Below are 23,203 nucleotides of genomic sequence, written 5' to 3' on the forward strand. Positions count from 1 at the left end.
ATAGTCGAAAGGAGGACAAACGATGCAAAATTTCAATTCTAGAAAATTTAATGAACCTGAGGAACCTGAAAACGATTCTACTGAAAAACATGCTAGAAACCATATTACATTCAATTTTACATTCAATATAGGAAATACAGACTTCCATTTTGAGCAACATGCTGAAGGCGGAGGACAAATCAATGAGGATGTGGGGACAAATGCCAATCAAGGTGGGCAAAATGCTAGTCATGGCAGTCACACACGTAATGTAAATTCTCAGTTTGCAGATGGGAATCGCCGTAGCGGTATAGCTGGGAGTGATAACAACGAGGCTGGTGAACAGCAAGGTATAAAGGTACGAGACAGCTTAGTCACTGATAGCGATATTCATTCCTCCTCTAATCATAGTGAAAGCCATGAAGAGGACAATGATTTATTAACGGAAAAATAGAAATAAAACTTCTATCTGTTCATTGTCACACTCAACAGATAGAAGTTTTTTGTTAAACATTTCGTTTATAGTTTTTAGTACCATCATAGGAATACAACATCGGTTTACTATCCACATATGTCTCTAAATGCACGGGACGACCCCACAACTGATATATATACGGTAGTACATTTTCTAAATAGTGAGGATCTAGCTCCATGCCTTCATAGCCATGCATTAAATAGAGCTCCCCATTCCGTAAATAATCACCATTTTTTACTAAAATATATGGGAATCCACCGTTAACCCGCATTGAAACAAGCTGGTCTCGAACTATCTCATGATCTTTGTCAGTAATCCGATATTCATTTCCTTTCTTTTGAAATAAATATAAATCCTCACGCTTCGCTAAGTCTTTTGATAAATAATTACGAATAAAGGAAATATCTGACTCAACCTCTCTTACTTCAAATATTTTTTCCCGTCCTGTGTTCGGCTGTACACCTAACCGCTTCATCTCATCAGTCGGGTTGTTATAGCGATTTTCTATATCCTCAAAAATTTTAATGCCAAGGTAATATGGATTAATGGATGTTTTAGAGGGCTGCACAACTCCTGCATTTAACTTGGCATATTCGATGGTTTCTGGAGTTGTTAGGTTCAACTCCCGCATAATTCGTTGATGCCAAAAAGATGCCCAACCCTCATTCATTATTTTCGTTTCTAATTGTGGCCAAAAATAAAGCATCTCTTCACGCATCATTGTTAATATATCTCGTTGCCAATCTTCCAGCTCGCGGCTATGTTCCTCTAGAAATAATAAAAGATCCTTTTCTGGTTTTGGTGGAAACTGCTTTAATCTCCGTCTAATTGGCTTATACACTTTATCTTTTTCTTCTAAGCTCCATAAATCATCATATGGCGATTTTATTGGAGCCTTTTCTTCCTCTTGCTCATCTTCCTCACTCCAAGATAACTTCGGTCTTAAAATAGATGGATCAATATGTTCCTGAATCGCTAAAACGGCATCTAAAAACTGCTCAACCTCATCCTTACCGTATTCTCTTTCATAGCCGGCAATTCGTTCAGCCGTAGCTGTCATGCTCTCTACCATATCTCTTCTTGTGTTGGAGAAACGCACATTATTTTTAAAGAAGTCACAGTGTGCTAAAACATGGGCAATAATCAATTTATTTTGCGTTAACGTATTTGTATCAAGTAAAAATGCATAGCATGGGTTAGAATTTATTACGAGCTCATAAATTTGACTAAGCCCTAAATCATATTGAAGCTTCATTTTATGAAATTGCTTACCAAAGCTCCAATGGGAAAAACGAGTAGGCATTCCGTAGGCGCCGAATGTATAAATAATATCTGCTGGACAAATTTCATAGCGCATTGGATAAAAATCTAAGCCAAAGCCTGAGGCAATTTCGGTAATTTCATCTATTGCTCGCTGAAGCTCTTTTGTGTCCATTTTACGCCCCCTCCCTTGAACGTTGATACTAATACAACTTCCCTATCATTCCTCATTTTTCTTGAAAAAACTCTTTAAAGCATCATAGACATCGCCTTTTTTTCTCAAAATATGATGTCTAAATTTCGGATCATCAATTTTTTTATAGGTATACATAAGTGTCGAGAAACGATTATGTTGATTGACTTCTCCATACCCGAACATGCTGGATACATCCATCAATTCAGCCACTAGTTTCAAGCACTTTTCATTATCCATTGAAATATTTTCACCATCTGAAAAATGAACAGGATAAATATTGTAGCGTGATGGAGAGTATTTTTCCTTAATTAATTCCAGTGCTTTTTTGTAAGCCGAAGAACAAATAGTTCCTCCACTTTCTCCCTTTGTGAAAAATTCCTCTTCGGTAACTACCTTTGCCTCTGTATGGTGGGCAATGAACTCAATTTCAACCGTTTCATATTTGGAACGTAAAAACTTTGTCATCCAAAAGAAGAAACTGCGAGCACAATACTTTTCAAATGCTCCCATTGAGCCACTCGTATCCATCATGGCAAGCACTACTGCTTTTGATTCTGGCTTTACTACTTCATCCCATATTTTAAAACGTAAATCATCATTATGAATAGGTGTAATTTCAGCTTTTCCATGCATCGCATTGCGTTTTAATGCATTTAAAATGGTGCGCTTTTTATCCACATTACCCATTAACCCTTTTTTGCGAATATCATTGAACTCTATTTTTTCAGTGACGATTTCTGCCTTTTCCTTCTGCTGCAAATTAGGTAGCTCCAGCTCGTGGAATAAGACGTTTTGAATTTCCTCAAGACTGACTTCTGCTTCATAATAATCTTGGCCAGGCTTGTCACCTGCTTCTTTTCCTTTACCTTGAGTCTGGTTGGCTTTACTGCCATCTCGTGCCACTACATCACCAACATTGCTATCTCCTTGTCCTTGCCCTACATGCTTAGAGTTATCATAGTTATATCGAATTTTAAATTCATCAAGTGACCTTATAGGTATTTTAATAACCTCGCGGCCATTAGACATCACAATACTTTCTTCACTAACTAAATCAGGTAAATTGTTTTTAATCGCATCTTTCACTTTTTCCATATGTCTTTGTTGGTCCTGGTGTCCTTTACGATGGAGGGACCAATTTTCCTGAGAGATAACAAAGCGTTTATTTTCGTGTTCAGTCATTTTTATCCTCACCCATCTATCAAATTCGCTTTTTCTATACTATGCTTGAGAAGTACTTTCTTGAACGTTTTTTATAAATTCAATAATTCATTCCATAAAAACCCCTCATTTTGATAGTAAAAGGAGTGCCCAAATTGGGACACTCCTATCTGACTTGGAACAATAAAAGTTGTTTATCGATTCAACAGGCTTCCTACATATTGCAGCAACTCGTTAGCAGAAGTTGTATTATAACCATGCTCATCAACAAGTCTTGCGACTACCTCATTAATCTTCTTGAGTTGCGATTCATCCGGCATTTTTGATGAGGTTGTAATTTTCACTACATCTTTTAAATCGGCAAATAATTTCTTTTGAATGGCTTCTCGTAATCTTTCGTGAGAATTATAGTCAAAACGTTTGCCTTTTCGTGCATAGGCAGAAATACGAATGAGAATCTCCTCACGAAATGCCTTTTTAGCATTTTCTGAAATGCCGATTTGCTCTTCAATCGAACGCATTAATTTTTCGTCTGGGTTCATTTCCTCCCCAGTAAGCGGATCAAATAATTTATTTTTATTACAAAATGCCTCTACATTATCAAGGTAATTATTCATTAATGTTTTCGCTGATTCTTCATAGGAGTACACAAAAGCCTTCTGTACTTCATTTTTCGCAATGTCATCGTACTCTCTGCGGGCAACCGCAATATAGTTCATGTATTTCTCACGATCCTCTTGAGAAATGGAAGCATGCTGATCCAATCCATCCTTCAAAGCTCGTAAAACATCTAATGCATTAATAGATGGCACTTCTTTACGGATAATAGCCGATGAAATACGATTAATAATATAGCGCGGATCAATACCGTTCATGCCTTCATTAGGAAACTCTTTTTTCAGTTCCTCTAAGTCAACGGAATTAAATCCCTCCACATTTTCTCCGTCGTACAAGCGCATTTTCTTAATCAGATCCACACCTTGTTTTTTCGGAACTTCCAATCTTGTAAGAACCGAAAAGATTGCTGCGGCCTTTAAAGCATGCGGCGCAATATGAACATGGGACATATCACTCTCTTTAATCATCTTTTCATAAATATGCTCTTCCTGACTCATCTTTAGGTTATACGGAATAGGCATAACAATAATACGGGAATGTAATGCCTCATTCTTTTTATTAGAAATAAAGGATCGATATTCGGTTTCGTTTGTATGAGCTACAATTAACTCATCCGCACTAATTAATGCAAATCTTCCCGCTTTGAAATTACCCTCTTGTGTTAAAGATAATAAATTCCACAAGAATTTTTCATCCAGCTTCAGCATCTCTTGGAACTCCATCATTCCTCGATTGGCTTTATTGAGCTCCCCATCAAAGCGATATGCACGGGGATCTGATTCAGAACCAAATTCACCGATTGTGGAGAAATCAATACTTCCTGTTAAATCGGCAATATCCTGCGATTTCGGATCAGAAGGTGTAAATGTTCCTATCCCTACTCGTTTATCTTCTGAAAAAGAAATTCGTTCAATCATTACATTTTCAATACGTCCATCGTATTCCTTTTCAAGACGCATCGTATTTAAAGGCGATAAACTTCCTTCAATTCTTATGCCATACTCCTCAAAGAATTCATTACGCAAATGATGTGGAATTAAGTGCAATGGGTCCTCATGCATTGGACATCCCTTAATTGCGTAGACCGCACCCTCGTCTGTTCGAGAATATTGCTCTAACCCGCGTTTCAATAAAGTAACAATTGTTGATTTACCACCACTAACTGGTCCCATTAATAATAAAATACGCTTTCTAACATCTAACCTGCGTGCTGCTGGATGGAAATATTCCTCCACCAGTCTTTCAATTGCTGTTTCAAGCCCAAAAATTTCATGTCCGAAAAATTTGTACATTTTTTGCCCATCGCGTTCCTCTACACCAGCACTTTTTATCATATTGTAGACGCGTGAATGGGCTGTTTGTGCAACTTCAGGTCTTTCCCTAATAATGTTTAAATAATCTGCAAATGTGCCTTCCCACTTCAGCCTATTTTCTTCTTCGCGATAGCTTTTCACTTTATCTAAAATGTTAATAGCCTTCCCTCCATTCAGGGCTTGATTTATAACATAGTATGAAGCAAATGACATGATGATACCGATTACTTTTTCTTTCGTGAAGTTTCTTCTTATTATTGATTTTTTTATTACCAAAAAAACCGGGAAAACATTGTCTAAATCGTAAGGAAAAAGCTTTCTGGAATGAAGATAAAAATTTCGGTTATTCTAAACTTTAGAAAGGAGGTCCATCATTGCGTCGTCATTTTACATTTCTTTTAACTTTCATACTTTTAGGAATTACACTCTACCCGAATGCCTCGTTTGCAAAGGAGGAGGCGACGGAAGAAGAAATTATGCAGCAGCGTATGTCTTATTATGTACAATTTGATGAATTGCTCATTCCTTGGCATTTTTTAGCTGCTATTGATCAATATGAGAGAAATTTACAATCCGTTCGAAAAGATATCCCTAAGCGAGATGGCTATTTGTCCATTCAATTTTCTGATGAGTATTGGTCTGGCGCATTAAATCCTGTAAAGGAAGACAGCAAACCCGAAACCATTAGCTATTTTGGAGGAATGGGTCTAGACGGTAATAATGATGGCATTGCTAGCCCTAAGGACGATGAGGATGTCATCTTCTCAATGGCCAGTTACTTAGCTAAATATGGAACAACTGATGAGGATTTTAAATTAGCCTTATGGGAGTACTACGGCAGCGAAGAAGCAGTGAATCAAATATTTACCATTTCTACTTTATACAGACATTATAAAACCATCGAGCTTGATGCCCATACTTTCCCACTTAATATCCGCTCTACTTACAGCTATCGAGGAACATGGGGGGCCAATAGAGGTTGGGGTGGACGTCGTATACATGAGGGAACCGATATTTTTGCCAATTATGGAACACCTGTATTATCTACCTCCTATGGGGTGGTCGAAGTAAAAGGTTGGAACCAATTTGGCGGCTGGCGTATCGGCATTCGTGATAATCATAACTCTTATCACTATTATGCCCACCTTGGAAGTTATCATAAGGATATTGAAGTAGGCACAATTGTGGAACCTGGCACTGTGCTCGGCTATGTCGGAAGCTCTGGTTACGGCAAAGAAGGTACATCTGGAAAATTCCCACCTCATCTCCATTATGGCATCTACAAATTTAATGGAAGAACTGAATGGGCATTTGATCCTTATCCTTCTTTACTACAGTGGGAGCGACTGGCAAAAAGTAAAAAACAATAAATATATGATTCAAGGCACTTGAGGCATTTTGCTTCAGGTGTTTTTTCTTTGCCATTAGGAAATTTCGCATAATTATTTTAATCAACCATCCGTCAGCTATACATATTTTACTATTCGTAAAAGAAAAATAATTATACTGTTGAACTAAAAAACTATTTTTAATTATTTTTACCAAATGGCTTATTAATCTATCTAAATAGTTATAAAATAAAAGTTGTTATTCAAAATACTCTATATGGAGTTAGGTAAAGGGATGGGGAAATGAAAGGCATTTATCAGTTTAAAACACTTAAAGCAAAAATTTTAAGTGCATTTATACTTTTGTTAGTTTTAGTCGTTAGCTTTACAGCTTACACTTACACTTCCAATACAGCTATGGAGAAACAAGCAAAGGCTTTAGTAAAGGAAGATTTAGTAGTACTCAATGCAAGTAACAATTTAGCACTCTCTATGAGTGTCCGATTGTCAGCAGCCTTAAACTATGTGTTAACCGGTGATGAAAAATATAAGGAAACGTTTAATGAGTATCGTCAAATAGCTGAGGATAATAATGCGCTTCTAGACAAATATGATACATCCGAGGAACGCACTAAAACTGTAAAACTTGCACGTGATTGGAGCCAAATTGTGAAGACAGAAGTATTCGATGTCTATCAAAAGGGCAATAAGGAACTAGCTTTAGAAAATTTAATGGATACACAAAATCTCGTGTCGAACGTACGTAATGGCTATGAACAGCTAGCTAATGACCGTGAAGAAGCTATTACAGCTGTTGGTAATGATGTTGTAACAACGAGCTCTACCAATCGTACGATCGGTATTATTTTCAGCTCTATCTTAACGATTATTGGTATTCTAATCGCCATTGTTACAGCTAGTACGATTTCCAAGCCCATTAAGGTAGTAGCAAATCGTATGAAGGAACTAGCAGATGGTAATTTACAGCTTGACCCATTAACTGTAAAAACACGCGATGAAATTGGAACGTTAATGTCTTCAGCAAACGAGATGAATGTTCAATTAAAGCAAACCATTCAATCCATCTATACGGTTTCTGAAACTGTAGCAGCAAGTAGCGAGGAGCTAGCGCAATCTTCCAATGAAGTACAGGCAGGTACTGAACAAATTACAGTGACTATGCAGGAGCTAGCTTCTGGCACAGAAACGCAAGCCTCTACAACAGGTGATTTAGCAGAAACGATGACAGCATTCAAACGTAGTATTCAAGAAACAACACAAGAAGGTACTGAGCTAAAAGAGCATTCTAGCCAGGTTCAAGATTTAACGATTAGTGGCAAAAACTTAATGATTCAATCTACACAACAAATGGCCGCTATTAATGAAATCATGTTAGATTCCGTGAAAAAGGTTGAAAATTTAAATGATCAGTCTGCTGAAATCTCCAAACTGGTTTCTGTGATAGATGATATTTCCAACCAAACCAATTTACTTGCTTTAAATGCAGCTATTGAAGCGGCACGAGCAGGTGAACATGGAAAGGGCTTCGCCGTTGTAGCAGATGAGGTCCGCAAGCTTGCCGAACAAGTACAATTCTCAGTGACTGATATTTCAACAATCGTCAACCGTATTCAAGGTGAGACAGGTACTGTCACTACCGCCTTACAGACAGGCTATGAGGAAGTCAAAAGAGGAACAGCACAGCTTGATCAAACAAGTGAAACATTTGAACAAATATCGAGTGCTGTAGAGGATATGATTGATAATATTACTACTATTTCCGATAATTTAAATCAACTAGCTGATGGTTCAGAATCGATCAATGCTTCTATTGATGAAATGGCCTCTATTTCACAGGAATCCGCTGCTGGAGTTGAACAAACGACAGCGACTGTGGAGGAAACGGCCGCTACTATGGAGGAAATAGCTCGAAGCGCTAATCAGCTCGCTGGATTAGCTGAGGAATTAAGTGGCCAATTAAAACAGTTTAAAATTTAGAACAACGATGTTAAAAGCTATCTCCATTTTTTCTAGATTTGAGATAGCTTTTTATCTTTTCATTATTGCCAATGTCTAATTGGCACTCTTTCCAGCTCATGGCGCTTAATAATAACACTTATCTTTTGAAACCATTTCTCACATAATTCCATTGCTTCTTCATATTCTTCCTCATCTCTCGCTATAGGATGTTCCCCCTGATCCATAAATATATACTCTAAAATAGGCTCTGATAAATGATCGACTACAAACTTTAATGATAGTTGTGAAACAGTATCAGTATCATCTTCTTCCTCTTCTTCTGCAAAATCTTCCTCTTCGCCTAGCAACGATCCGCTCATTAAGTAATTTTTAGTTCGGAGGACGAACATTTCATCCTCCATCATAGCTACCTCATAGATTTTACTAAACGGAATTTCTATTATTTTAAGTTCTTCCTCTAATTCTTCTCTTTGAGCGAAGATGAGCATATTTGTATGTTCATTTAGCAATAACCCCTTTAAAGCGTCCTCTGATAATAAGCATTGAGTGTGTGGGATCGCCTTCATCTCCTCCTCACTAGCTTCCTTCAATTGCGCATACTTTTGTGATTCCACATAACGCTCTTTTATATAACGAATAATTCCTATACTCACTAAAGCTAAACCAATTAAAAAAAAGAGCTGCTTAATAATGGCTAATTCAATCGCATTTGCTAGAAAAAGATAGATGATCCCTAACAAAATGAAGAAAATAATTTTCATTCATATCCCGCCTTTATGAAGATAATCGCTAGAAAAATAGTTTAATGTACTAGCAATCTATTCATGAATCTATCTTTTCATACTTATTTCTCCAACATAAAAAACATGAGATCGATGAATGTACAAGGATCTCATGTTCTCTATTAGCGACCGACTAATTCCTCTTTACTGCTTACGTCGTCTAGCGTTTTATCTTTTTCTATTTTGTGCATCTCAAGTACATGCTGTGATGGTGGCACTAGTAGACTTACGACTACAATAGTAACCCCCGTAATAACAACGCCGGAAAATACCGGTGCCTGCCATAATTCATTTAATAGACCAAGGAATCCTTCTGATTGGATGGTCAAACTAGGCACAAATGTCAATGAAGTCACAATGTAATAGATTAGGCCAACGGATATACTTGCCCATACAGCAGGTGTACTCACACGTTTCCAAAATGGTCCTAAAACGATTGGCCAGAATATCGTTACAAAAATAACATCCCATGCTAAATACGCTAAATCAATAACCTTTTGAAAGCTAATCGCTAACACTAGCCCTAGTAAAGCACTTGATAGAATGACAGCACGTGAAAATCTTAGCAGCTTTTTAGGATCAGGGTTACGATTAATAAAATCTAAATAAATGTTCTTTGTGACAATCCCCGAAGTCGCTACATAGCATGCAGCTACCGTGGACATCCCCATAGCTGCCATGGCCGTTAAAAAAATGGCTGCCAAAAGCGGTGGGAAATAACCTTGTGCAAAGGTAAGCATTAATGTTTCTGGGTTAGTACTATTAGGATAAATAGATTTGAAAGCTTCACCCAACATTCCTGGAATCCAACTGATTGCTATAACTATAGTCCCCGCAATGATCATACTGCGCTGAGCTACTCTTGGACTTTTCGCCGCTGCTACTCTTTGACCAAGATCAACTGCTGGAATGTCTCCAAGTGCTAAGACAAGATATAGCGTCCAAAACTCGGCTCCCGCTTTCTCAAACAATGTATGAATATTCCACCACTCAGGATTAAAGGTCACATCTGGATAGTAAAATAAAATAAAGATAGTAATTCCTAGAATTCCTGCTACAGCAAGTGCACCCTGTACAATTTCTGTATAAGCGACTGCCCATAAACCACCTATAACCGAATAGATAGCTGTTAACGATACAAATAGAAGTGCTGCAGGAATGAAGTCAATTTGTAATAGCTGCTGAATAATATATGTACCACCGACTGTTAATGCTGCTGCATTAAATACACCAAAGGCAATGGCCATTACAACACCTGTATAGGCGCCTAGCTTTTTACTACCATAGCGCAAGCCATAGTAATCTGCTAATGTCCAGCCCTTTAAACGACGTAGTGGCTTTGTCCAAATGAGTGCACCAAGAATCATACAAGTTCCTAAGCCACCCATTGTTGCTGAACCTTCAAAGCCACCACTCGTATAGCCTGAGCCAACTGCTGCAAAAAAGAATGGAGCAGCTAATAAAGCCGCGACTAAACTTCCTGTGACAACAGAAAGAGGCATACTCCATCCAGCAACAATTAAATCCTCTGCTGTGTTGACACGCTTGTACCCTTTATAGCCAATATAATAAATAAATAGTAAGTATAAGCTAAAGATGATTATATTTAGCATGCTCGTACTCCTTAGTTTCCATTATCCGTTCATTACAACGCCACCATTAGGTGTTAATATTTGACCTGTATAGAAATTAGCATGCTGAGAGGCTAGAAATAGCACACTTTTGGCGATTTCTTCTGGCTGTGCTAAACGTTTTAATGGGTATTTTGCCGATTCTTCCTCCACATAGTTGTCCCCAAACTCTTTTAAAATGTCCGTAAACGTACCACTTGGAGCTACTGCATTAACAAGTATAGATGGTGCTAATTCTCTAGCTAAAGCTTTTGTAAAAGCATTAATAGCACCTTTAGCGGCAGAATAATGCGTAAATTCTTCACAGCCTAAGCTCCCTATATCAGAAGAAATATTAACGATTTTCCCTGTATCACGTTCTTTCATTCTTTTAGCAGCTTCACGGCAATTATAGAAACATCCATATAAATGAACCTTAATCATTTTGTCCCATTGCTCATCCGTCAAATCAGTAATGCTGGATGCCTGTGCAAACCCAGCATTATTCACAAGAATATCTATTTCTCCTAAATGCTTGTCCATATATTGAAACATGTCTTGCACTTCCTGAGATTTAGAAACATCTGCATGGAAGGTCATTGCTTTAACACCAAACTTTTCAGCCTCCATACGAACTGCCTCTGCCTCATGCTCATCCCCAATATAATTGATTAAAATATTAGCCCCATGTTGGGCAAAGCCTAATGCAATGGCTTTGCCAATCCCTTTACTAGAGCCAGTAATTAAAACATTTTTGCCTGTAAAATCAATGTTCATCTTGATCACTCTCCAATTTGAATTTTGTCACAAGTGCTTGAAGCTCTTCTGCTGTTTGCCCAAGAGCTGAGGAAGCATCTTTCACTTCCAGCATTGTCGTTAACTGCTCTTGTGTAGATTTAGAAACATTAGAAGAAAAATCAGCCGATAATTCTGCAGATTGTTTAATGTTATTAACAGATGCAGCCACTTCCTCCGAGGAGGCAGAGATTTGCTGAGAGGCTGCCGAAATTTCACGTATTTGATTTGCCACTTCTTCTGAGGAAGAAAGAATTTCCTTAAAGATTTCTCCCACCTCATTAGTAAATGTCATACCTACTTTTACATCTTCTTTTCCTTTTTCCATAACAGTAAGAGAGGCATTGGAATCTGACTGAATCGAACTAATTAAATTATATATTTCAGTTGCTGACTGTGAGGATTGCTCAGCTAGTCTTCTCACCTCATCAGCTACAACAGCGAAGCCCTTCCCATGTTCCCCTGCTCGTGCCGCTTCAATGGCTGCGTTCAATGCTAAAAGATTTGTTTGGTCCGCAATAGCCGTAATTAAGCTGACAATGTCACTAATTTTTTTAGTATTAACATGTAAGCCGTTAATCGTAGTGCCAATTTGCTCAACTGAATCATTGATTAATTCCATTTGTGCAATAACTTGATGCACAACTTGATTGCCTCGTTCAGATGCTTGTGATGCCGAAATAGAAGATTCTGCCGCTGTATTAGCCGAGTCAGCAATTTGTTGGATACCAGTTGCAGTCTCCTCCATAGCAGCAGCTGTTTCCTCTGTCATTGTCATAGAAGCTTCTGCATTTTGGGTAATTTGCTTTACATCATTGGCAATATTAGTAGAGCTGTTATAAGTCTCACCAGCATTGACCGTTAATTGAGTCGCTGCTGAAGATACGTGATTCGAAGTATTTCTGATGTTTAAAATAATATGTTGTAAATTGGCAACCATTGTTTGAATAGATGCTGATAAATTGCCGATTTCATCTTTAGTAATATCTAAATCAACATTTATTAGCTCCCCATTTGCTACTTGGTTTGCTACATTTACCACCTTTTGAAGTGGCTTTAATAAACGATCTATAATTATGTAAACTAATATTAATAAAATTAAAATTCCGATAATTGCAATGACAATTTGCTTAATAACACTTGCTTTAATAATGGTATTGATATAGTCCGCAGAGTAATCAATTCCTAATAGCGCTATCAATTGCCCATTATCATCGTGAATGGGGCTGAAAACTGTTCTCCAGGAACCAAAAGGATCCTCGAATATATCTGTTACTTCCGTACTATTATTTTGAATAGCTAATTTTGCTGTTTCTACATGCTCATTCGCTAAATCGGTAAAAATTTCTCCTGCTTCATAGACCTCATTCAAATTAGATGTATAGCCAATCGGATTGACCCCACCCTCATCCTGTACATCCCAAATATAACTCCAACTCATAATACCTTGTTGTTCTTGAATCATATCGAGTTGCTTTTGTACCTTCGTAAATTTGGCGTTCGTTTCTCCTTTTTCAGACAATAAATCCTTCACTTCATTACTATCTAAATTCATCGCTGTTAACAAACCAACACTTTTTAATTCTTGTTCCAAATCAACAGTCATTCGATTGTTTAATTCTTTAATACTTTGAGTAGTGATGACGGCTATAAGCAATAACACAACAATGGAAACCGTCAATAAAAGTTTGTTTTTTAATGAGATGTTTTTCCATAAATTCATGACTTTTTTCCTCCTTATACGTTTTTTTGCAAATAAAAAGCCTATTCCGAAAGAAATAGGCATAAAAAGAACTAAAACTAGAATTTAAAGGATACAACTAGCACTCTTTTGCAACCTAGCCATCTAAGTACTTATTCCCTTAGACCTGTAGCTTTGCATCTTTACTTTTTAGTAAATTTGCCTATCTTTCCCCTCCCAAAATTAACACAATGGGAAAAAGTAGTCAATGCTACCAATTTAAAATATACATATTTTATACTACTTCATTACTAGTTATTCGAATTTATTGGACAAAATAAATACAGCTACAACATGGATTCATGTCACAGCTGCATATTTTTCCACTTACCCCTAAGTGTTTGAATAATTTATACGTTTTGTGTAATCAGTAATACAGATGGTATAAAGGATAGAGCAAACATAGCCACATACCATAATGAAGTACGTTTTAATGAAAAACGAACTTTTTTTCGTTCTGCATAAAAAATATCTAGCATAACCGCAACAATAAAAGGCATTGTAACACATGCAATAGCTACTAATAAGATGTCAAAATAAATCATACAAGCACCCCTTTGTTTGTGAACATTTTTCATCTTTTTTGTGAACATTTTGTGATAATTTGATTGTACACAATTCCGTCACAAATTGTCAACTAGTTTAAAAGAAAAAAATGGTACTTTATGATTGATTCTCGCTATATTAGTACATTATTCTCTATATTTATATGTTAAGCCTCTTAAGAAATTACGAACAAATGAATCGCCACATTCTTTATAATTGCGATGACTTGGGTTTCTTAAGATCGCACCTAATTCACCTTTTGTTACTTTAATACCACCATCATATAATATTTCAAGCATGTCCTCCGTTGTTAAAGCTAAGGCAATTTTCACTTTCTTTAAAAGCATATTATTTGGGCTTTCTTTCCCCGAGACAGGTAATGGACCTTCTGGCTGTCCTTCCTTTGGCTTTTGAGGACCTCTTTTAAAAGTAATGAATCCATTCAAAAAAGCTTCTACCATTTTGTTATTACATTTGATGTATTCTTCTGGTGCTTCTTCCTCATCATTAACCTTAAGAAGCATGTTTAATATTTCTTCCTTCGTATAAACCATGCCACCTAGCTTAAATATTTCCACCATATCTACATTTTTTATATCTAACGCGTAGCGTAAACGAATGAGAATATCATTATTCGTCATTGATAAATTCCTCCTTTTAATCAACCTTCTTTAGCAAAGAGCCAGGCTTTATTATAACAGACAGTTTGCTCATTTTAGCTTGATTTCCACAAGTTGTTGCTGTTAGCAATTAGCGTGTGCGTTTCCTTCTTTTAAAATGTATGAAAAGTTTGTAGGCAACCATTCTATATGCAAGGAGGTGAGAATAATGGCTAATAATAATCGTAGCTCAAATAAACTTCTAGTACCTGGTGTACAAGAAGCCGTGAATCAAATGAAATATGAAATTGCACAAGAGTTTGGCGTTCAGCTTGGGCCAGAAGCATCTTCTCGCGCTAATGGTTCCGTTGGAGGAGAAATTACAAAACGCCTCGTGGAAATTGCTGAGAAACGTTCAAAAGGTTTATTATAATTAAAAACTAACAAGAAAAGAACGAATCCCTCTCCTTTTGAAGAAGTGGAATTCGTTCTTTTGTAATGGATAGGATTAAGCTTTTTGCAAGTCCTCAGTCGAGCCTTTTAGCGTTAGCATGACCATAAAGGAAATGCCATATAACGCTGCTAAGTAAATCATAACGACTGTCATATCATAGCTTTGTAAAATATAGCCGACAAAGATTGGTGAAAATCCTCCTATTGCTCGACCAAAGTTAAAAATTGTATTTGTTGCTGTACTACGAATTTGCACTGGATAGAAGCTACTAATTAATGCACCGTAGCCAGCAAACATCCCATTAGAGAAGAATCCTACAATTGCACCACCCATTAATATAGCTACAGCTCCTGTCGCAAAGGAGTATAGAAATACGGCACATGCAGAAGCCAATAAAAAGATACCAAATGCACGTTTCGCCCCAAAACGATCCATAAATCTTCCGAAAGTAAGCATGCCGATAATCATGCCGACTGCAGTACTAATTGTCCACAATGCTGAGCTTGAAACAGATAAGCCTTGCGATTTTTGGAGCATGGATGGTAGCCAGATCATCAGGCCATTATAACCTGCAATTTGAACAGTTGCCATTAATATTAAGGTTAAGGTCGTCATAGTGACACGAGGTGTTGCAAATAACTGTGCCAATTTCCCTTTTTTCTCTTTGTTACTTTGGTTGTTTTGTGACGCCAGCCATTCTGGTGATTCATGAAGATTTTTTCGTACGATAAAGGCAAAGATTACTGGTAATACGCCAACAAAGAATAGTGCTCTCCATCCTAGTGTCGGTAAAATAATGGCGCTTAATAAAGCTGCTAAGATGACCCCATATTGTGCACCTACACTCACATATGAAGAGGCTCTTCCTTGTTTATTCTTTGGCCAAGCCTCGGCGACAAGCGCCATTCCGATACCGTACTCCCCACCAGCGCCTAGTCCAGCGATAAATCTATATACATAAACTTGTTCAATACTTGTTGCTACTCCTGTTAGGGCAGTACCGATTGCAAACAATATGATGGTATATGTGAACACTTTTACCCGACCATACTTATCTGCAAGCACACCAAAAATAATCCCACCTAAAAGCATACCAATATTCGTGATAGATGAAATTAATCCACCTGTTGCCAGATCAATGTTAAATTCTGCAATAATCATTGTCATCGCAAAAGAAATAAACATAATGTCCATTCCTTCTAGCGTTAACCCGGCCACTGAAGCGACCACGGTTTTTTTTCGATAATCCATTCTTTCTAACCTCCAGATTTTTGTTGTCTCTCTCTTTTAGCGTTCGAGTGAATGGATTATGGTTGTTTTGTCCATTCTCTTTTGAAGCCTCACGGGACTTCCTTTAAAAGAGGTGTATTTGAACAAAAATAAAAGCCCTTTAGTCAGAGAAGACAAAAGGGCATGCCAAAGCAAAGATATTATAAGCCTAAAAATATCATGTAGCCCTTTTCAGCCTCTCTGGACCGTATTAAAGGTGATTTATTTCGTTCATTTATACCGTTCTACATTCTATAAGATTACGCATAAAAAAGCAATGGTTGAATAGTGGAAACTAACTAGGTAACTCAATAAAGTTTTGAGCAAATTGATAGATGACATGAGCCGGTACAGCCAAATTAAGATTCTGACCATCATTAAAACCAGCTGTAATTAAACCGACCAACCTCCCTTGCATATCCAGTAAAGCACCACCGGAACTTCCGTTTGAAATAGCAGCTGTAAATTGAACCATAGACATTTTTTGTATATCTCTAAATCCCGCAACAATTCCATCAGAGACCGAATTAAATAAACCGAGAGGACTGCCAATCGCTACAATCTTTTGTCCTCTGACTAAATGACCATCCATTTTAACAGGTAAAGGTTGGCCTGTTCTGTCCACTTTCAAAATAGCCAAATCATGTATATCATGATATTTCACAAATTGATGCGTAGTATATTCATTTGAATCATTTTCATATAGCACAGAATAATATTTCCCACCACCTACTACATGCAAGTTCGTCAAAATATAGCCATCGCGATGGAGAACAACTCCAGAGCCAAAACATAACAACTTACCATCCTCGGCAAATGTCTTTATCATGACAACAGACGTCGCTAAAGAAGCCAACTGTTCATAACTACACTCTTCTGAAGTAACCATGCTAGAACTAGGGGTTGGAAGAATCGTCGGTTGTTGTGGTGGTATGCTTTTCATCGAAAGCATTTTAGGGATTATGAATTCTTTTTCATAGCAATCAGGACAACTCTGCAAATTAGATGATGCTGCTATGATAGGATACAAATTAGTGATATCCCCTTTAGGATTCATATAGCATATATCGCAGCCAAGTGTCGATAAGAAATATAAGAATAATGATTCATGCTGCGTAATGTCACCTATAAAAACAATTTTAGAGGATGCTTGATTTTCCTTAGAAAAAATTTGTGGTAAATAATAATCCATCCAATATAAAAATTTAACTGCAAAGTTTTTTAGTAAAGTGTCATTCGCATGCGGCTGTTGTTCTTTAAAAAGATGGAGAATGTTTTTAAAGCTAAGCTTTTTTGTCCATTCAAGTTGATCATTCGCTAATTTACCGCATAAAGATGTCTCATACAGTAATTGCATACTATCAGCAGCGACCTGCCAATTCTCCCAAAGCTCTGACAGTCTATCTGCATCTTTCTTATTATTGATGACCTCAAGCCTATGTAGTCGTAAATAAAATACGCTTTGCTTTGTGAAATACTCATCCATTTTTAAAATATCTTCTTTATAAAGATCTACAGAATCAGGTATACCAATATAACGTAGAAAGACTACTTCCTTCGTAAGGGCATTATTGTTAGGACTGATCTGCATAAACTCCTGAAAAGGATTAGCTAACTTTTTATACTTAATTTTTAACGGTCTCGTTGTCACAACCATTTTCATACAACTCCTATAAGCATGTCATTACATATAATGGTACTTATATACAATTCTCTGACATCTCTCTAAATCCTCTATTCCTAACCACAAAAATACACAGCTCTATAAAGAATTGGACGTTTTCTTCACCTTTCTCAAATAAAAATATAAATAAAAAGAAATACTTATCAGAAGTATGAATAATGGTAGGGCTTGTAAATAAAAAGCCGTGCATAAAAACAAGAACCCCGCCACCAGTATCTGTAGCTAGAGCACCAATAGTTAATGCAAATGGCAAAACAGACTGATTGAAAAGTCAAACCAGCTATACGATAGGCTGTTTGAAAAAGAATTCATGCCAAAGGAAATGAAAAGGAATTAGCATTGGAAGACCTCGCTCAAATAATTGAAAAATTGAGGACTCATTGGACATTAGTTAAGAGCTATCTGGAGACAACATAAAAAATAGAGAAATCCAAATTTGAATGCATTCGAATTCGGATTTCTCTATTAATTGAAGCTAGTTATGTCCCAGGCTCTCAAATGATTTGCTTACTTAAATACTTGCGCTGCAGCAACAGCCTTTTTCCATCCTCCATAAATTTTATCACGATGGTCATTATTCATATTAGGTGTAAATTGACGATCTAAATTCCAATATTTGCCGATTTCCTCTGTCGAATGCCAATAGCCAACTGCTAAGCCAGCTAAATACGCTGCGCCTAAAGCGGTTGTTTCATTAATAATTGGACGATCAACAGGAACATCCAATAAATCTGCCTGGAATTGCATTAAGAAATCATTGGCCACAGCTCCGCCATCTACACGTAATTTGGCTAGCGGAATATTAGCATCTGCCTCCATCGCTGCTAATACATCCTTTGTTTGATACGCTAATGATTCTAGCGTAGCACGTATAAAATGCTCCTTCGCAGTTCCTCGTGTTAAGCCAAAGATAGCTCCGCGCACATCAGAATCCCAGTACGGTGTTCCTAAGCCAACAAATGCTGGGACAACATAAACACCATCAGTTGACTCTACACGTGTTGCATATTGCTCTGATTCACTTGCATTACGGAACATACGTAAACCGTCACGTAACCATTGAATCGCAGAACCTGCTACAAATATACTGCCCTCTAAAGCATATGTTACTTTGCCATCTAAGCCCCAAGCTAATGTGGTCAATAAGCCATTATCTGACTTCACTGCCTTCTCACCAGTATTCATTAACATAAAGCAACCTGTGCCATATGTGTTTTTAACCATACCTTCCTCAAAGCATGCCTGACCAAATAGGGCTGCTTGTTGGTCGCCTGCAGCTCCCGCAATTGGGACAGCAGAGCCAAAGAATAATGCCTCCTCTGTATAGCCATAAACCTCAGAAGAAGGACGTACTTCTGGTAGCATAGAGGCGGGAACTGTTAAAATTTCTAATAGTTCTTCATCCCACTTTAAATCATGGATATTATACATCAATGTACGAGAGGCATTTGAATAGTCTGTTACATGTACTTTTCCACCGGATAGCTTCCAAATTAGCCAAGTATCAATTGTGCCGAATAGCAACTCTCCAGCCTCCGCTTTTTCACGAGCTCCCTCAACATGATCTAAGATCCACTTCACTTTTGTACCTGAGAAGTAAGCATCTATTAATAAACCTGTTTTATCACGGAATAAATCATTGTAACCGCTTTCCTTTAATTGCTCACAAATATCATTCGTTTGACGTGATTGCCAAACAATTGCGTTATATACAGGCTTGCCAGTATGTTTATCCCATACTACGGTTGTTTCACGTTGATTGGTAATCCCAATCCCTGCAATTTGATTTGAACTCACACCTTTTTCTGATAACACTGTTGCAATACAAGATAGAATAGATGACCAAATTTCCTCTGCATGATGCTCTACCCAGCCTGCATGTGGAAAATGTTGTTGGAATTCTTGTTGTGCTGTGTGTACGATTTTACCCGTTTCATCAAAAAGAATAGCTCTTGAGCTTGTAGTTCCTTGGTCTAACGCTAAAATATATTTTTTTTCTGACATAGAAATCCCTCCAAATAATTTAGTCTTCTACTTGAACATTCTTAACCGTTAATTGTGCTCCTATGAAAATAGCAATCACAATTACTGCAACAATCCAAAACGCAATACTATTTTTCCCTTCAAATATTTGTTGGAAAAACAATGCACCAAATGTACCTCCAATAATTGGACCTACAACTGGTACCCATGCATAGCTCCAGCCAGAATCTCCTTTGCCTGCAATCGGTAAAATAAAATGCGCAATACGTGGACCTAAATCACGAGCTGGGTTTATGGCATAACCTGTTGGACCCCCTAAAGCCATCCCAATTACAATAATTAACATACCAACTAAAAATGGATTTAAACCATCTGTAATAGTATTTGTACCTAAAGCTAAAATTCCTAAAACTAAAATAAATGTTCCTATCATTTCTGATAATAGATTTGATAAAGGATGCTTAATAGCTGGCATTGTGGAAAATGGCGCTAATTTTACATCGGCATCTGCTGTTGCCTGCCAATGTGGTAAATACATAAAGTAAACAAGTGTAGCCCCTAAAAATGCACCAATCATTTGTGCAGCAATATAGGCTGGCACATCTGCCCAAGGAAAGTTTCCAATCGTGGCAAGGGCAATTGTTAATGCTGGATTTAGGTGAGCACCACTGATTCCACCTACTGCATAAGCTGCCATTGCAACCCCAAGCCCCCATGCAAAGGTAATGACGATCCATCCACCACCAAAGCCTTTTGATTTGTTTAGCACGGCACCTGCTACTACGCCGCCACCAAATAAAATAAGAATCATTGTGCCGACCAGCTCAGCTGTAAACGTAGACATAGTTTAATCCCCCTTTGTGATAATAGCCCATAGAAAACAAAAAGGAACCCACATCCAATCAAACTACATTAATACATGTAGATGAACAAATGTGGGTTCCTTTTCCTAACCACGTGCGTATGAACTTATGTCCATTTTAGAGAAAAAAACATACAGAGTCAACTATTTTTTGAAATTTTCCCATAATTGCCTATTAGATGTTGTAACAGCGATAGCACCACCAGCTAATGCTTCTTCAATATTGTCCACTGTACGTACTAAGCCACCTGTAATAACAGGGATTTGAGTACGTTCATGGATTTCCTGAATCATCGACGGAATAATGCCAGGTAATAGCTCAATATAATCAGGCTGCGCTGTTTCAATCATCGAATAACTTTTTTCAAGAGCAATCGTATCAATTAAAAACACACGTTGAATAGCCATAATTCCACGCGCTTTGGCTTTCATTAGCATATTGGAACGCGTTGAAATAATGCCAGCTGGACGAATATCATTACATAAAAAGTCCGCTGCAAAATTATCTGTTTTTAAACCATGAATTAAATCCGCATGAATAATTAATTTCTTCCCATGTCGATGTGCCTCACGCTTTAAAGACATCAATAAGCTAATGTGTACCTCCAATAGCACGATATAATCGAATGGACTTGCTATTATCTCGTCAAATTGCTTGACGGTACGCGCAGCAGGAATCACCTGTTGATTATCAAAATGCATTCCATTCTCTCCTTCCCTTATAATACAATGTGAACGCTCACCCTTATATTATGTTGAGAGTAACTACATCATTATAGCGCAGTTGTCGCTCGTTTTATTTCTTTCTTTACATCTTCTTCATATTGTGTCCGTTGCTGTGCTGTCCAGTTGAGTTGCTTAGCCATTTCATCCAGAATTGCCTCTTCATATTGTTGAACAATTGCCATTTGAAAGAACATATACCCTGTCCGGCGAACCATAAAATCATTTGGATGAACGACCATTTCATGATGAATACCATACATCAATTGCGCATATAGCCATGATGGTAAAATAGGGTGTCCTTCCTTTACATAATTAAAAACAATTTCTACATTGCTACCATAATGCTGTGTTAAAAATTTGGCCTCTTCCTCAGATAAGCCTATTTTCTTGCCTACTCTTGTATGGTCATATAAGAAGGCATAAAATTTACTTGAGCCGCCAATATAGCCACCAGAAATCGGAATATTTTTTGTTGTACATGGAGAAGATTTAATACCAAACTGTTGCTCTAGCTCTTGTGCAATCGTATTTAATACCGTTTCAGCCATTTTACGATAGCCGGTTAATTTTCCACCTGCAATTGTTACAAGCCCCGATGGCGAAATCCACACTTCATCCTTACGAGAAATTTCAGATGGATTTTTTCCGTCTTCATGAATCAATGGACGAACGCCTGCCCAACTTGATTCAATATCCGCATCGGTCACCTTCACATTTGGGAACATATAACGAATAGCGTTCATTATATAATCGCGATCCTCTTGATAAATATCCATATTGCGAGCATCACCCTCATAAAATGTATCTGTTGTCCCTACATATGTTTTTCCTTGTCGAGGGATTGCAAATACCATGCGACCATCGGGTGTATCAAAATAAACAGCTTGTTTTAATGGGAATTTGGATTCATCAAAAACAATATGCACACCTTTCGATAAAATTAAATGCTTCCCTGCTTGCTTCCCTTCAATTGTGCGCACATCGTCCACCCATGGACCAGCAGCATTAACGACAGCCTTTGCACGAATTTCGATTGCATGATTTGTTAATAAATCCGTCGCAACAATACCACTTATTTTTTGCTGTTCATTATATAAAAAGTTTTCGGCTTTTATATAATTCAATAATGTTGCCCCTCTATCAATGGCTGCCTTTGCTACTTCAATGGTTAAACGAGCATCATCAGTACGATACTCTACATACATACCACCGCCAAGTAATCCCTTTGTTTTCACTAATGGCTCCTTCTCAATGGTTTGACCTGTACTTAACATATAACGGCGTTCTGCACGTTTGACGCCCGCTAAAAAATCATAGACACGCAAGCCGAGATTTGTAGAGTATTTTCCAAATGTCCCTCCCTTATGAAAAGGTAATAACATCCAAACAGGTGTTGTCACATGTGGACCATTTTCATAAACAATGGCACGTTCCTTCCCTAACTCTGCTACCTCTTTTATTTCAAATTGCTTTAAATATCGTAAACCGCCATGTACCAATTTTGTGGAACGGCTAGAAGTTCCTGCTGCAAAATCCTGCATTTCCACTAATGCTACAGAAAGACCGCGAGCAATAGCATCCAGTGCAATACCACAACCTGTAATACCGCCACCAATTACTAATAAATCGTACTCCCTATCTTGAAGTTCCTCTATTGTTTGTTGTCGTTGTAACGCAGAAGCTGTACTCATAATTTATTTCCTCCCTCATCATTTTAACGATAAAAAAAGACCATCAAAAGCATATGTACGCTAGGCACATATGTTTTCAATGGTCTCTCAGTTACTCAAACCTGCTATTAACTTACTTTTTATTGTAATATGCACATTCCAAAAAGGCAAG

General features: G+C 37.5%; 20 protein-coding genes and 1 riboswitch. Of the genes, 4 read left to right on the forward strand and 16 right to left on the reverse strand.

Annotated elements, in window-relative coordinates:
• Positions 1-22: 22 nt before the first annotated feature.
• Positions 23-433 (forward strand): hypothetical protein, encoded by a 411-nt coding sequence (locus AC1Q6O_RS19765; protein WP_107922556.1) that lies wholly within the window; start codon positions 23-25, stop codon positions 431-433.
• 52 nt (positions 434-485) lie between these two features.
• Here the strand turns inward: AC1Q6O_RS19765 and AC1Q6O_RS19770 are convergent, their stop codons facing one another.
• The 3 genes from AC1Q6O_RS19770 to AC1Q6O_RS19780 all read right to left on the reverse strand — a co-directional run bounded on the left by AC1Q6O_RS19770 (position 486) and on the right by AC1Q6O_RS19780 (position 5,161).
• Complete coding sequence (locus AC1Q6O_RS19770; RefSeq protein WP_089986808.1) at positions 486-1,889, reverse strand: SpoVR family protein; 1,404 nt, start codon at positions 1,887-1,889, stop codon at positions 486-488.
• A 45-nt stretch (positions 1,890-1,934) separates the two neighbouring features.
• Entirely contained in the window at positions 1,935-3,092 is a 1,158-nt protein-coding gene (yhbH, locus tag AC1Q6O_RS19775) for a sporulation protein YhbH (protein WP_008173606.1), read from the reverse strand.
• A 173-nt stretch (positions 3,093-3,265) separates the two neighbouring features.
• Complete coding sequence (locus tag AC1Q6O_RS19780; protein WP_025115792.1) at positions 3,266-5,161, reverse strand: PrkA family serine protein kinase; 1,896 nt, start codon at positions 5,159-5,161, stop codon at positions 3,266-3,268.
• A 215-nt stretch (positions 5,162-5,376) separates the two neighbouring features.
• Here AC1Q6O_RS19780 and AC1Q6O_RS19785 point away from each other — a divergent pair, with 215 nt between their 5' ends.
• Positions 5,377-6,372, forward strand: coding sequence for a M23 family metallopeptidase (locus AC1Q6O_RS19785; protein ID WP_089986806.1), 996 nt, complete (start codon positions 5,377-5,379; stop codon positions 6,370-6,372).
• A 261-nt stretch (positions 6,373-6,633) separates the two neighbouring features.
• A complete protein-coding gene (locus tag AC1Q6O_RS19790; RefSeq protein ID WP_492402029.1) occupies positions 6,634-8,328 on the forward strand; it encodes a methyl-accepting chemotaxis protein in 1,695 nt (564 codons plus the stop codon).
• A gap of 62 nt (positions 8,329-8,390) precedes the next feature.
• Here the strand turns inward: AC1Q6O_RS19790 and AC1Q6O_RS19795 are convergent, their stop codons facing one another.
• The 6 genes from AC1Q6O_RS19795 to AC1Q6O_RS19820 all read right to left on the reverse strand — a co-directional run bounded on the left by AC1Q6O_RS19795 (position 8,391) and on the right by AC1Q6O_RS19820 (position 14,425).
• Positions 8,391-9,071 (reverse strand): hypothetical protein, encoded by a 681-nt coding sequence (locus tag AC1Q6O_RS19795; protein ID WP_492402031.1) that lies wholly within the window; start codon positions 9,069-9,071, stop codon positions 8,391-8,393.
• A gap of 143 nt (positions 9,072-9,214) precedes the next feature.
• Positions 9,215-10,705: a sodium:solute symporter family protein gene (locus AC1Q6O_RS19800; protein ID WP_090002982.1), complete on the reverse strand. Its 1,491-nt coding sequence runs from the start codon at positions 10,703-10,705 to the stop codon at positions 9,215-9,217.
• Positions 10,706-10,726: 21 nt separating this feature from the next.
• Entirely contained in the window at positions 10,727-11,479 is a 753-nt protein-coding gene (locus AC1Q6O_RS19805; RefSeq protein ID WP_239355300.1) for an SDR family NAD(P)-dependent oxidoreductase, read from the reverse strand.
• The gene (locus tag AC1Q6O_RS19810) at positions 11,469-13,220 is read right to left on the reverse strand and encodes a methyl-accepting chemotaxis protein (RefSeq protein WP_089986802.1); all 1,752 of its coding nucleotides are present in this window, start codon (positions 13,218-13,220) and stop codon (positions 11,469-11,471) included. Before AC1Q6O_RS19810 ends, AC1Q6O_RS19805 begins: the two co-directional genes overlap by 11 nt.
• Before the next feature lie 106 nt (positions 13,221-13,326).
• A riboswitch (cyclic di-GMP riboswitch) is annotated at positions 13,327-13,412 on the reverse strand.
• 176 nt (positions 13,413-13,588) lie between these two features.
• On the reverse strand, positions 13,589-13,783 hold the full coding sequence (locus tag AC1Q6O_RS19815; protein ID WP_043989610.1) for a hypothetical protein: 195 nt from the start codon (positions 13,781-13,783) through the stop codon (positions 13,589-13,591).
• A 147-nt stretch (positions 13,784-13,930) separates the two neighbouring features.
• Positions 13,931-14,425 (reverse strand): YehS family protein, encoded by a 495-nt coding sequence (locus AC1Q6O_RS19820; RefSeq protein WP_008173623.1) that lies wholly within the window; start codon positions 14,423-14,425, stop codon positions 13,931-13,933.
• A gap of 187 nt (positions 14,426-14,612) precedes the next feature.
• On the opposite strand from AC1Q6O_RS19820, the gene AC1Q6O_RS19825 reads away from it, so the two are divergent.
• Positions 14,613-14,816, forward strand: coding sequence for an alpha/beta-type small acid-soluble spore protein (locus AC1Q6O_RS19825; protein ID WP_008173624.1), 204 nt, complete (start codon positions 14,613-14,615; stop codon positions 14,814-14,816).
• Positions 14,817-14,891: 75 nt separating this feature from the next.
• Here the strand turns inward: AC1Q6O_RS19825 and AC1Q6O_RS19830 are convergent, their stop codons facing one another.
• The 7 genes from AC1Q6O_RS19830 to AC1Q6O_RS19860 form a co-directional block, all read right to left on the reverse strand.
• Positions 14,892-16,088 carry an MFS transporter gene (locus AC1Q6O_RS19830; RefSeq protein WP_008173625.1) on the reverse strand — a complete coding sequence of 399 codons (1,197 nt, stop codon included), beginning with the start codon at positions 16,086-16,088 and terminating at the stop codon, positions 14,892-14,894.
• 313 nt (positions 16,089-16,401) lie between these two features.
• Complete coding sequence (locus AC1Q6O_RS19835; protein ID WP_043989613.1) at positions 16,402-17,763, reverse strand: trypsin-like peptidase domain-containing protein; 1,362 nt, start codon at positions 17,761-17,763, stop codon at positions 16,402-16,404.
• Between the two features lie 43 nt (positions 17,764-17,806).
• Positions 17,807-18,043: a glycerol kinase gene (locus AC1Q6O_RS19840; RefSeq protein ID WP_171365968.1), complete on the reverse strand. Its 237-nt coding sequence runs from the start codon at positions 18,041-18,043 to the stop codon at positions 17,807-17,809.
• 254 nt (positions 18,044-18,297) lie between these two features.
• The gene (gene glpK / locus AC1Q6O_RS19845) at positions 18,298-19,794 is read right to left on the reverse strand and encodes a glycerol kinase GlpK (protein WP_492402035.1); all 1,497 of its coding nucleotides are present in this window, start codon (positions 19,792-19,794) and stop codon (positions 18,298-18,300) included.
• Positions 19,795-19,813: 19 nt separating this feature from the next.
• A complete protein-coding gene (locus tag AC1Q6O_RS19850; RefSeq protein WP_008173629.1) occupies positions 19,814-20,617 on the reverse strand; it encodes an MIP/aquaporin family protein in 804 nt (267 codons plus the stop codon).
• A 162-nt stretch (positions 20,618-20,779) separates the two neighbouring features.
• Positions 20,780-21,337, reverse strand: coding sequence for a glycerol-3-phosphate responsive antiterminator (locus AC1Q6O_RS19855; RefSeq protein WP_016992235.1), 558 nt, complete (start codon positions 21,335-21,337; stop codon positions 20,780-20,782).
• A gap of 71 nt (positions 21,338-21,408) precedes the next feature.
• On the reverse strand, positions 21,409-23,052 hold the full coding sequence (locus AC1Q6O_RS19860; protein WP_492402036.1) for a glycerol-3-phosphate dehydrogenase/oxidase: 1,644 nt from the start codon (positions 23,050-23,052) through the stop codon (positions 21,409-21,411).
• Positions 23,053-23,203 lie beyond the last annotated feature (151 nt).

The sequence above is a fragment of the Lysinibacillus sp. GW823-FHT06C08 genome, assembly GCF_058795135.1.